The organism is Paenibacillus sp. BC26 (assembly GCF_900116125.1).
Taxonomy (GTDB): domain Bacteria; phylum Bacillota; class Bacilli; order Paenibacillales; family Paenibacillaceae; genus Paenibacillus_Z; species Paenibacillus_Z lignilyticus.
On sequence record NZ_FPAD01000004.1, the window covers coordinates 34447 to 47464 of the forward strand.

The following is a 13018-nucleotide window of genomic DNA, read 5'->3' on the forward strand; positions in this document are numbered from 1 at the left end:
CCGCACCTCTCACTGTTTGTAATATTTAGTCTGCTTGATCAACGAGTCGATCTCCTGCATGCAAGGCATCTGATCGATTTCACTCGGCTCGAAGCTGTCCAAGCGCGAAATTTCAAGCAGCAGTTTATCCAGCTTGATCAACATCTCTTCGTTCGACTCCAACGATTGCTTAACGAATGTCAGCTGCTCATTGACGATTCCCGATCTTACTTGGAGAAGCTCGGGAGAAATTCTGGAGGGCTTACGGCCTCCTCCGGCATTCTGCAGCTCCGATTCGTCGAACACATGCAGACGGTTCAAGATGCTTCTCACGTTCAGGTAAAACAACTTCTCAACCTCCCGTGACACCGAAGCGAATTTCTTGTAGCTAAGCTCATTCGGATCGAATCGCTGCCCGAGAACGCTCAGCAACGTGTCCTGTCTCTTATTCATCCGCTCCATCTGCTCCAGGGCGTAAGCCATATCCTCCTGCAGCACCTTCACTCGTCGATACCTCATTAGAGCCTCCTCGAAGTCTTCTCTTGTTTGAAGCTGCTTGGGAGGAATCGTCTCCCGCTGCTTAAACAGCATCGTGAAGCTTCCATATAGAAGTGTCAGTCCGCTGGCAAGTAGCAATGTGACACCGAGAGCCGACTCGAATGGACGCTCTCCAATCTCAATCCCCATCAAGCCGGGCGAGAATACCGCAATATTCAAAGCCGCGATGACCACGATCATTCCCAGCAGCTTCACGAATTTAGTCCCCATCGACCATGCTCCTCCATCCAGTTTCATTCCAATGTACGCGGCTTGATCGCAACATATTTCCGTTTCCTTAATCTGGATTACGGAAGATCAGACGCGTAGTTTCAACATCGCTTTTTTTACCCAATTGGACAAGAAGCTGCGAGTCTTGACATTTTATTGTAATTCGACATTTTCTTCCATCATCCTTGGTGATTACTTAAAATTTTCCATAAGATTCGGACGTGCGGACGCTTCGGCGATGACGCTCAATCTGACAGAGAGTCCCAAATAAATTTTATTTTTTAGCTTGAATTCCACCTTTTTGTGTTATAATTTCCATAGTTTTTTGACCGGAGACCAGCCCTGTATGAATAGAAGGCGAGATTCGGAACCTCAAAATGCAGAAACTTACAGAAGTCGGTGATCACATGTTTCAATTCAAATGGCTTTGGCACAACCTGATAGGCGATCGCACGCGTTATATTTTCGCATTATGCCTATCGGTGGTGGGTTCCTCGCTCACCATTATCAATCCGTACATCGGACAGCGCATTGTCGATCTCTTCATCGCCGGCGAGGACGCAGCAAGTAATCTGACAGACGAACGAGCGCTGCTGATCGGCCTTTGTTTGGGCATGATCGGCTTTTCTTTGCTTCGCACGAGTCTAGCCTACTGTACGACCTTGCTATATGAACGAGCTTCGCAGAACATGCTTTACCGGGTCCGGATCTATCTGTATAACAAAATCCAGGGCCAAGACATGAGGTACTACGATCGCAATCGTACCGGGGATCTCATGACCAAGATGACAGGCGACCTCGAAATGGTCCGTCACTCCTTGGCGTGGATTGTGAAAACCATCATCGAATCGCTGACGGTATTCATTGCGGCAGTGGCGTATTTCTTCTATATCGACGCAGAGCTGACGTGGTGGCTGCTCATCCTGTCGCCTCCGATCGGCATCGTGGCCTTCATCTTCGCCAGACGCGTACGTCCGATGTATGTGGATCTGCGGGAGCGCCTATCGCAGCTGAATACGACGACGCAGGAAAATATCGCGGGTAATCGCGTAGTCAAAGCGTTCGCGCGCGAGGAGTTCGAAATCAACAAATTCACGGAGAAAAGTGTGAACTACTCCAAGGCCAATAAGAAAGCCGCCTTGGTCTGGCTGGACTATTTCCCCTACTTGGAGATCTTCTCTCAGGGATTCAGCGTCATACTGATGCTGGCAGGAGGTCTGTTCGTCATGAACGAGCGGATTACGTTCGGGGAATTTTCGGCTTTCTCCGCGCTCGTCTGGGGACTTTCCAACCCGATGCGGAGCATTGGTATCATCATCAACGATATTCAGCGGTTCTTCGCGAGCCTTACCAAAATCATCGAGGTCTATTACGCGCATCCGGAAATCGTCAACGATCACAATGCCACGGTTAAGCGGCGTTATAACGGACGCATTCAGTTTGAGCATGTGAGCTTCAAGTACGATAGCGTGACGGTGCTGGAAGACATCAACTTCACGATCGAACCTGGTGAAACGATCGCCATAATGGGTGCAACGGGATCGGGCAAAACGACGCTCATTAACCTCATCCCGCGCTTCTATGACATTACGAGAGGCCGCGTCTTGGTAGACGGCAAGGACGTGCGCAAGCTGGAGCTTGATGAGCTGCGCGGCAACATCGGGATCGCGACACAGGACGTGCTGCTGTTCTCCGACACGATTGACGGCAACATTGCCTACAACAATCCTGATATGCCGGAAGAGGACGTCCACAAGTTTGCCGAGCTTGCCGCTGCGCAGGATTTCATACGCAAAATGCCGGAAGGCTACAATACCGTCGTCGGCGAACGCGGTGTCGGGCTGTCAGGCGGACAAAAGCAGCGTATCGCGCTGGCTCGGGCATTAGCCGTACAGCCTCCGATCCTCATTCTCGACGACACCACATCTGCGGTCGACTTAGAGACGGAAGAACATATCCAGAAGAGTTTGCGCGAACTGGACTTCCCTTGTACGAAGATCATTATCGCCCAGCGGGTATCCACGACGGCGCAGGCTGACCGCATTCTTATTTTGGACAATGGACGGGTTATTGAAGAAGGTACTCATGCCGAGCTTCTAGCTAAGCGCGGTTACTATTACGACGTATTCATGCTGCAAATCGAAGGCATCGGAAGGGGGGCGATCGCACATGGCCAGAAATAAGTTCGATATTGATGAGAATTTAGAATCACCGTTTAATATCCGACATTTCCGGCGTGCGCTGGTCTACATCAGAAGGCAGCAGAAGCCGATGATCATCGCGTTCATCCTGAGCGCCTTGTCAGCCGGCATCGCGCTCTCCGCGCCTCTCATTATGCAGCATGTCGTCGACGTTACGATTCCTGCTAAAGACGGTCAAGCGCTTGTCGGTTGGTCACTGCTTACGCTGGCTACCATCGTCGTCAGCGTCATCTTGGCCACGATCCGCTCGCGTATGATGACGAGCGTCGGGCAGGATATTATTTTCGATATCCGGACGGATTTGTTCAAGCATTTGCAGGAGCTGCCGTTCCAATATTATGACGACCGCCCGCAAGGCAAGATTCTCATTCGGGTCGTCAACTACGTCAACTCCGTATCGGACGTGCTGTCCAACGGGATTATCAACTTAATTCTTGAGATTATGAACTTACTCTTCATCGCCATCTTTATGTTCGCGGTTGATGTGAAGCTGTCTTTTGTCATTCTGGGCGGTTTGCCTATCTTCCTTGGCATTATCATGCTGATTAAGACCAAGCAGCGCCGGGCATGGCAGTCGGTATCTAACAAAAGCTCCAACTTGAATGCTTACTTGCAAGAGAGCATCAGCGGCATTCGCGTAACGCAAATCTTCACCCGTGAGCAGCATAATGAAGGCATCTTCACCCGCTTGTCCACCAACTACCGCAGTGCGTGGATGAGAACGATGTACCTCAACTTCCTGGTCCCGTTCTCGGTCGATAACCTGGCGACGACGGTCACGACAGCGATCTATTTCGTAGGTTTGCTGGCGCTCGGACCGGAAGAGGTGACGTTCGGCGTCATCCTTGCTATGAGCAGCTATGCTTCGCGCTTCTGGCAGCCGATCCTGAACATCTCGAACTTGTACAACAGCTTTATTAACTCGGTAGCCTACTTGGAGCGTATCTTTGAAACGCTTGATGAGCCGGTGACCGTCAGCGATGTGAAGGATGCGAAGGAGTTGCCGCCTATCCGAGGCAATGTGACTTTCGACGATGTCACCTTCGCCTACGATCCGGGGCATAACATCCTGCAGAACCTTTCGTTCGATGTCAAAGCCGGTGAAAGCATCGCGCTAGTCGGTCCGACAGGTGCAGGTAAAACAACGGTGGTCAACCTGATCTCGCGGTTCTATAACATCACAGGCGGACAAATTCGCATTGACGGTCATGATATCTCCCAGATCAAGCTCAAATCGCTGCGCAGTCAAATGGGGATCATGCTGCAGGACAGCTTCATCTTCTCCGGCACGATCTTGGATAACATCCGCTACGGCAGGCTCGACGCTACCGAGGAAGAGGTTATCGCAGCCGCTAAGGCGGTCTGTGCGGATGAATTCATCCGCGAGTTCGAGAAAGGCTACTTGACCGAGGTCAACGAGCGCGGCTCGAAGCTCTCGCAAGGTCAGCGCCAGCTTATCTCCTTCGCGCGCACGCTGCTTGCGAATCCGCGCATTCTCATCTTGGATGAGGCGACTTCGTCCATCGATGCGCAGACCGAGCGTTTGGTGCAGATGGGCTTGAATGAATTGCTGAAGGGACGCACGTCGTTCATTATCGCGCATCGTCTCTCCACGGTTAAGAACTGCGACCGCATCATGTATGTCGCCGACAAAGGCATCGCCGAAAGCGGCTCGCATGATGAGCTGCTCGCGCGGCGCGGCCGGTATTATAAGCTGTATTCGGCTCAGAAGATGGAGGCTTAAGTTTGTTGGCCTATGGTAGATAAGGCAAACCCCCGATCTCGATGTGAGATCGGGGGTTTGTGCTGTTTGATCATCGAACAGATCACCTCGGCTTTTGGAAAATCCGGGATTGTTGCACAAAAGGCAACATTTTGGCATTCCAAAGGCGTAAAATCCACATTTGTTGCGTAAAAGGCAGCATTTTCTGAGCAGTTCAGCATATGAAGCCTATTTGGAGCCAAAATGTTGCATAATGGGCAACATATCCAACTTCACGAGCGCAAACTGGAGATATTGTTGCACATTATGCAACATTTCTAAGCCTCAGCTGATGTCATGGCTGGCGCTGATAGATACTTTAGGTTATACGCGTGCCGAGGCGGGTGAACACGCTCCTGCAGGATGGGGACGTATAAAATAGACAGAGAGGCGAGCCTATGCAGGCTCGCCCCTCTGTTCGTTATTTAATCAACTGCTTACTTGCTCATCTATGCCAGCAAGTTGAGCAGAACCGTTACAGCTTCTGCTCTTGTTGCATGGTCGCGAGGGGCAAATTGGTTATCGCCTTTGCCTTGCACAATGCCTGCTTGTTTCACAAACGCAACGCCGGCTTTCGCCCACGCCGGAATATCCTTGTCGTCGGCGAAATCGGTTGCGGCAACCTCTTTGACTGGCGTCCCTGTCGCTTTTGCGATCATTGCCGCCATTTCCGCTCTCGTTATCTCTTCATTCGGACCGAAGCTGCCGTCCGCATAACCTGTAATAATACCCGCTTGCACCGCCTGAGCGACTGCTTTCTGCGCCCACGTTCCGATCTTCGCTGTATCCATAAAGGTCAGTTGTGCTCCTTCTCCTTGCGGCTTCAGCACATTCATCAGCATAACCGCAAATTCGGCGCGCGTGACGGTTTTGCCAGGCTTAAATGTACCGTCCTGGTATCCCTTAACGATTCCGCTGCTTACCGCTTTCTTGATGTTTGCTTCTGCCCAGTGTCCGGCGATGTCGCTGAAGTGAATCGTCGGTTCCGTTTCAGGAGAACTCTTTCCTTCAACGAATACTGCATATTTCGTAAAGTGATTGACCTCTACGGAGATATGGTTTTGGTTGATTTGAACCCCGCCGACCTTCACCCATTCCTTCTTCACTTCATCGTAATAGTAGACCGCCACCTTCTGATCACCACTCAATTTAGTAGGATCAAAAGCAAACGTCAACGTAATGGATTTGCTGAAGTTCTCCGAGAAGTTTTTCAGAATCTCGAAGACCGGACTGGCTAGAACATCTTCATCCGAAACCAGATGTTGAGTGTTCAACACTTTGTCTATCGTTAGTTTCAGATCTTTAGTTGTAGAACCAGCCGGAATAGAGATTGTCACCGCATCTTCAAAGCTAACCTTGCCGGATTGACCTGCCGGAAGCGTCAGCGTACCGTCCGTCGAGGTCACTGTTGTGTCGCTTGGTGTTGATGGTGTTGTCGGTGTACCGGTGGATGCCGCTGTTACCGTGATTAATGTAGCTGTGCTCACGTTACTCGCTGCGTCCGTTGCCGTTACTTCAAGCTGTGTAGCTGCCGGTAGAGCAGCTGTCAGCGTAATGGAGAATGTGCCTCCGGTTGCTACTGCCGATCCCAACGTCGTTCCGCCTGCTTTTACCGTTACGGTCGAACCCGCTTCCGCTGTACCTGTGATGACGAGGTCATCGCTGTCCACTGCGTTCACTGCCGGTGCTGCCGGCGGCGTTACGTCCGGAGGCGTGACAACTGTTGCCTCTGTTACCGTAATAAGCGTTGCCGAGCTTACATTGCTCGCTGCATCCGTTGCCGTTACTTCAAGCTCCGTAGCTGTTGGTAGTGCAGCTGTTAGCGTAATAGAGAATGTGCCTCCGGTTGCTACTGCCGATCCCAACGTCGTTCCGCCTGCTTTTACTGTTACGGTCGAACCCGCTTCCGCTGTACCTGTGATGACGAGGTCATCGCTGTCCACTGCGTTCACTGTCGGTGCTGCCGGTGGCGTTACGTCCGGAGGCGTGACAACCGTTGCCTCTGTTACTGTAATGAGCGTTGCCGGGCTTACATTGCTTGCTGCATCCGTTGCCGTTACTTCAAGCTCCGTAGCTGCTGGTAGTGCAGCTGTTAGCGTAATGGAGAATGTGCCTCCGATTGCTACTGCCGATCCCACCGTCGTTCCGCCTGCTTTTACCGTTATGGTCGAACCCGCTTCCGCAGTACCTGTGATGACAAGATCATCGCTGTCCACTGCGTTCACTGCCGGCGCTGCCGGTGGCGTTACGTCTGGCGGTATTACTTCATCAAGCTCGATTACTGCAAGCGTGAATGTCTTCGTCTCGCTTGCTGCACCTTTGGTAATCGTTGCAGTCAGCGTTACTGTCGCATTACCTGCTCCGAATGCCGGACGCGTTACCGCACCTGTCGTTGCGTTTATGGTTACATCATCGGACGTCCATGTTACTGTTACTCCGTTTAGCCCTGTAGTTGGCAATGTCACTGCTTGCGTTACGCTGGCAGCTGTATCGCTACCACCGTAAGTGATTGCCAGTACGGATTTCGCTGCGGTTACTGCTTGCGCATCTGTTTGTGCCAGCTGCGGTACGGTCAACGTGAATGTCTTCGTCTCGCTCGCTGCATTCTTCTTGATCGTCGCTGTCAGCGTTACTGTTACATCGCCTGCTCCGTATGCTGGACGCGTTACAGCGCCTGTTGCTGCATCGATTGCTGTGTTGTCGGACGACCATGTTACGGTCACTCCGTTTAATCCTGTTGCTGGCAAAGTTAATGCTTGCGTTACACTTGTAGCTGTATCGCTGCCGCCGTATGTGATTGCCAATGCAGACTTCGCTGCGCTTACTGCTTGAGCATCCGTTTGTGCCAGCTGCGGTACAGTCAACGTGAACGTCTTGGTCTCAATTGCTGCATTCTTCTTGATCGTCGCAGTCAACGTTACGGTTGCATCGCCTGCTCCGTACGCCGGACGCGTTACAGCACCTGCTGCTGCATCAATTGCCGCGTTGTCGGACGACCATGTTACTGTCACTCCGTTCAGTCCAATTGCTGGCAGCGTTACTGCTTGCGTTACGCTTGTAGCGGATTCACTACCACCGTAAGTGATGGCTAGCAAGGATTTCGCTGCGCTTACTGCTTGCGCATCTGTTTGTGCTAGCTCCAACACGGTAAGTGTAAACGTCTTGGTCTCGATTGCCGCATTCTTCTTGATTGTTGCAGTCAGCGTAACCGTTGCATCGCCCAATCCGTACGCTGGACGAGTTACTGCACCTGTTACTGCATCAATTGCTGCGTTATCGGACAACCAGGTTACTATCGTTCCGTTCAGTCCAGTTGCCGGCAGCGTTACTGCTTGCGTTACGCTTGTATCGGAATCAGTTCCACCGTAACCAACTTCTAATGCCAACTTATCTGCGCTTACTGCCTCTGCATCTGTCTGCGCCAGCTTCGTTACAGTCATAGTAAACGTCTTCGTCTCAATTACTGCATTCTTCTTGATCGTAGCAGTCAACGTTACGGTTGTGTCGCCCGCTCCGTACGCCGGACGTGTTACTGCTCCTGTCACTGCATCTATCGCTGTATCATCGGACGACCACGTTACTGTCGTTCCGTTTAGCCCTGTCGCTGGCAATGTTACTGCTTGCGTTACGCTTGTAACGGAATCAGTTCCACCGTAACCAACTTCTAATGTCAACTTATCCGCGCTTACTGCTTCTGCATCTGTCTGTGCCAGCTTCGTTACAGTCAGCGTAAACGTCTTCGTCTCAACTGCTGCATTCTTCTTGATTGTCGCAGTCAACGTTACGTTTGCATCGCCTAAGCCGTATGCCGGACGCGTTACCGCTCCTGTTGTTGCATGAATTGCTACATCATTGGACGACCATGTAACTGTCGTTCCGTTTAGCCCTGTTGCCGGCAATGTTACTGCTTGCGTTACGTTAGTAGCTGTATCACCACCACCGTAACCAACTTCTAATGTCAACTTATCTGCGCTTACTGCCTCTGCATCTGTCTGCGCCAGCTTCGTTACAGTCAGCGTAAACATCTTCGTCTCAACTGCTGCATTTTTCTTGATCGTCGCAGTCAACGTTACGGTTGCATCGCCTGCTCCGTACGCCGGACGCGTTACTGCACCAGTTGTTGCATGAACTGCTGCATCATCGGACGACCATGTTACCGTCACTCCGTTTAGCCCTGTTCCTGGCAATGTAACTGCTTGCGTCACACTTGCAGCTGTGTCACCGACACTATAACCAACTTCCAGCGCCGACTTAGCCGCGTCTACCGCTTGCGCATCTGTCTGTGCCAACTCCAACACGGTCAGCGTGAACGTCTTCGTCTCGCTTGCTGCATTTTTCTTGATCGTCGCAGTCAACGTTACCGTCAAATCGCCCGATCCATATTCCGGACGCGTTACCGCTCCTGTTGTTGCATGAATTGCTGCATCATCGGACGACCATGTAACTGTCGTTCCGTTTAGCCCTGTTGCCGGCAATGTTACTGCTTGCGTAACGCCAGTAGCTGTATCACCATTACCGTAACCAACTTCTAATGCCAACTTATCCGCGCTTACTGCTTCTGCATCTGTCTGTGCCAGCTTCGTTACAGTCAGTGTAAACGTCTTCGTCTCACTTACTGCATTTTTCTTGATCGTCGCAGTCAACGTTACCGTCGCATCGCCCGATGCGTATGCCGGACGCGTTACAGCACCTGTCGCTGCATGAATTGCCGTATCATCGGACGACCATGTTACTGTCACTCCGTTCTGCGCTGTACCTGGCAGCGTTACGGCTTGCGTCACGCTTGCAGCTGTGTCACCGCCACTGTAACCAACTTCCAGCGCCGACTTAGCCGCGTCTACCGCTTGCTCATCCGTCTGTGCAAGCTCCAACACGGTAAGCGTGAACGTCTTGGTCTCGCTCGCTGCATTCTTCGTGATCGTCGCGGTCAACGTCACCGTCGCATCGCCCGCTCCATACGCTGGACGCGTAACCGCTCCAGTCGTTGCATTGACTGCTACATCATCGGATGACCATGTTACTGTCGTTCCGCTCAGCCCCGTTGGCGACAACGTCACTGCCTCCGTTACGCTTGCAGACGTATCCGTGCCACCGTAACCAACTTCTAACGCCGACTTAGCCTCGCTTACCGCTTCTACATCTGTCTGAGCTAGCTTTTGCACGGTCAATATGAATGTTTTTGTCTGGGTGACTGCGCCTCTGGTGATCGTCGCAGTCAGCGTTACCGTTGCATCGCCCGCTCCATATATCGGACGCGTCACCGCACCTGTTGCTCCGATAACGGCTGCATGATCGGAAGACCATGTAACTGTAGTTCCAAGCAGCCCTGAATTAGGCAGCGTTACCGATTGCGTTACACTTGCAGCAGTATCACCGCCACCGTACCCAACATCCAAAACCGTCTTGGCTGCGTCTACCGCTTGCGCATCCGTTGGCGCTTGCTCCAGTACGGTCAGCTCGAACGTTTTCGTCTGGCTTATTCCGCTTACGCTGATCGTAGCGGTTAAAGTCACCGCTGCATTGCCCGAACCGTATGCTGGACGCGTTACCACGCCTGTCGCGCCAATAGTTGCCGGTACGCTGGAAGACCATGAAACGGTCGTTCCATTCATTCCCGTTGTCGGCAACGTTACCGACTGCGTTACGCTTGCAGCGGAATCACCGCTCCCGTAGGTGATTGCCAGTGCCGCATTCGCTGCGCTGATGGTATCTTTCGTTACGCTGACAGTCAGCGCATCGGAAACATTCCCCACAGGATCCGTAACAACAATCGCAATGTTGTTGGCTCCCTCTGTTAGCTTCGTGAGATCAATCGGAAGCGTCGCTTTACCGCCCGCAGCCAAGACGCTCACTCCCGTCTGTAGAACGTTCGTGCCGCCAACTTTCGCCGTCACTGCGGCTCCTGTCTCCGCATTCACGACGATGTTGAAATTAGCGGTCTGCGTAGTCCCTGCTTTATCAGCCGTGCCATCTTCTGTTGCGGTTATTGGTGCCGTTGTATCCTTCGTTACCTTAACCGATAATTCTTGGGAATTGATGTTGCCTGAAGGATCCTGTAAAACAATTACAATTGCGTTTTCACCCTCCGACAAACTATCGATCTTAATCGGAAGCGTCGCTTTCCCGCTGCTTACCGGAACTTCGGAACCCGTTTGCAAAACGTTAACGCCGCCAACTTTCGCTGTGGCCTTTGTCCCGTTTTGAGCCGTTACGATGATCGTAAAGTCCGCTCTCTGCGTTGTTCCTTCTTTATTAGCCGTTCCATCCTCTGCCGGTGCCTTATAAATAGTCACAGCGCCAGATGCCGCCGATTGGGCACCATCCTTAACATTTACGGTATCCCCGATCGCTTTCACTTTGACCGTATAATTACCCGCTCCCGCAGCAAGCATGGCGGCTAAGAAATTCGTGCTTGTGCTACCAGCGGCCACGGAGACTGCGCTGCCCCAGACAGATCCGTTACGGTACAGTTGCGCTTCATAGCTAACTGCCCCAGCCACACTGCCCCACGATGCATTGCCATTCGGATTAAGCTGTACACCCGAAACCTGTGCCAGCGAAGACGCCGTGTTAACCACGTTGACGGCTGCTCTCTTGAATGGTCCGTTGCTTACGTGCAAGGCGATTGTCTGCCAACCTAGAGGCAGTTTGGCCAAAAATGACTTTTTAACCGTCACCGTAGTTCCTGATACGCTATAATCGGTTCCTTCTACCAGTGCGCTGCTATAATTGCTGACGCTGATATTTCTAAAGGTGCCGGTAAACGTGATCGGAACGTCCGTTTGATTGGAGCTCTTCTTATCAAAAGTAAAGACGATCGGAGCTGCTTGAACGTTTTGCCAATTGCTTCCTGTATAATCGGATTGAAGAAGGACTCCAGAATCGCCGGCAGCATAAAATCCACTGCCATCGAAGGCAACGAACCTTAGCGCATTATAGTCGACGGAATCGCTCCTCTCCAGCGTCCAGCTTGTACTGCCGTTTGCCAGTTTATAAATGGATCCAATCTCGTCGACCGCCACGAATACGGCGTTTGCAAAAGCGACCGCCGTTAAACCGTATTCCGAAACTGCAGGAGCGTTTACGTTCCAAGCGGTACCGTTAGTTGATGTTAGCACCGTTCCCGGGGAGTCGCTCACCACAACATATTTACCCAGCCCGGTGGCAATCGAAGTCAAGGCAGGAACACGTTGCGGCAACGTGACAGGCGTCCAATTCACAAAATCCGCAGACGTTTTAATAAACCCGTCGTTGCCATGTTTGCCGACGGCTATGTATTCCGTACCGTTGTAGAGAACGCTGGACACCACGCCGCCGTAGGCGTAATTCCAAGCGGTCCCGTCGGTCGACACGACGATGCCGTCGTTGCCGAGCTGCATGTAGACCCCGTTCGCATAGAAGCCATTTTGCGCGGTCATTGTAGTGGTTTGAATCCCTTGTTTAGAGAAGCTCACGCCGTTTGCTTTGTCAGAAGTAAACACCGCTCCATACGATGTCCCGTCATAGCCGAACAAATAATACTTGCTGCCATCATAGAGGCCGCCGAATACTTGACCAGCTATGACGGCGGATGCCCAGTTTATCCCATCTGTAGAAGTATGCGTCGTCCCCAACGCATCGTTGGCGTAGAAACGGCCATTAAGACCGAGAACGGAATTGATAAAGAATGAATTATCCAGTTTCTTGTGCGTCCAGCTGGTTCCATTCGTCGAAGTATGTACATAACCGCCGGAATCGCCGATGACGATGGTAGATCCGCTAGCTGCAATGGAAGTAAGATCCTTGCTCGTCCCCACAGAAGCCGATGTCCATGTAACGCCATTAGTCGACGTGAGCAATACACCCGCTTTAGTTACGGCAAAGAATTTATTGATTCCACTGACGTAAGCGACTCTCGCAATCGTCCCAGTGACGGTAGAGTCTCGCTGCGTCCATACCGCGCCGTCCGGCGACGTCATGATCGTGCCGTCGTAGCCGACTGCGACGAAGACGTTATCTCCGAAAGTTACACCTGTATAGGTGACGTCCAGCCTCGTTTTATCTGCGGCGATTTGCCAATCAAGCCCGTTCGCAGACGTTAGGATTTTGCCGTAATAGCCTGCCGCAACATAGACGCCATTCCCGTATGCAGCACCGGTTATGGGCTCGTTCGGAATGGCGCTCGTTAGAGCACCGGAGGAAGCGGCCGACACGAAACTTTTTTGCTGAAAAAACACGCCAAAAACCAGCATAAAACAGATGAACATGATGACGAATTTGGATACTTTCCCTCTCACTATGACACCCCTATTAACGATTAATTTGAACC

4 protein-coding genes are annotated in these 13018 nt (G+C 51.9%); 2 read left to right on the forward strand and 2 right to left on the reverse strand.

The window, feature by feature from the left end; translation table 11 throughout:
- Positions 1-9: 9 nt before the first annotated feature.
- On the reverse strand, positions 10-774 hold the full coding sequence (locus BM412_RS23855) for a hypothetical protein (RefSeq protein ID WP_256256561.1): 765 nt from the start codon (positions 772-774) through the stop codon (positions 10-12).
- Positions 775-1124: 350 nt separating this feature from the next.
- Here BM412_RS23855 and BM412_RS23860 point away from each other — a divergent pair, with 350 nt between their 5' ends.
- Positions 1125-2930, forward strand: coding sequence for an ABC transporter ATP-binding protein (locus BM412_RS23860; protein WP_256256562.1), 1806 nt, complete (start codon positions 1125-1127; stop codon positions 2928-2930).
- Positions 2917-4692 carry an ABC transporter ATP-binding protein gene (locus tag BM412_RS23865; protein ID WP_091224023.1) on the forward strand — a complete coding sequence of 592 codons (1776 nt, stop codon included), beginning with the start codon at positions 2917-2919 and terminating at the stop codon, positions 4690-4692. The genes BM412_RS23860 and BM412_RS23865 overlap by 14 nt, the downstream gene beginning before the upstream one ends.
- A gap of 467 nt (positions 4693-5159) precedes the next feature.
- On the opposite strand, the gene BM412_RS23870 is transcribed toward BM412_RS23865, so the two are convergent.
- Positions 5160-12986, reverse strand: a complete 7827-nt coding sequence (locus BM412_RS23870; RefSeq protein WP_177246056.1) for an immunoglobulin-like domain-containing protein — start codon at positions 12984-12986, stop codon at positions 5160-5162.
- Positions 12987-13018: the final 32 nt, after the last annotated feature.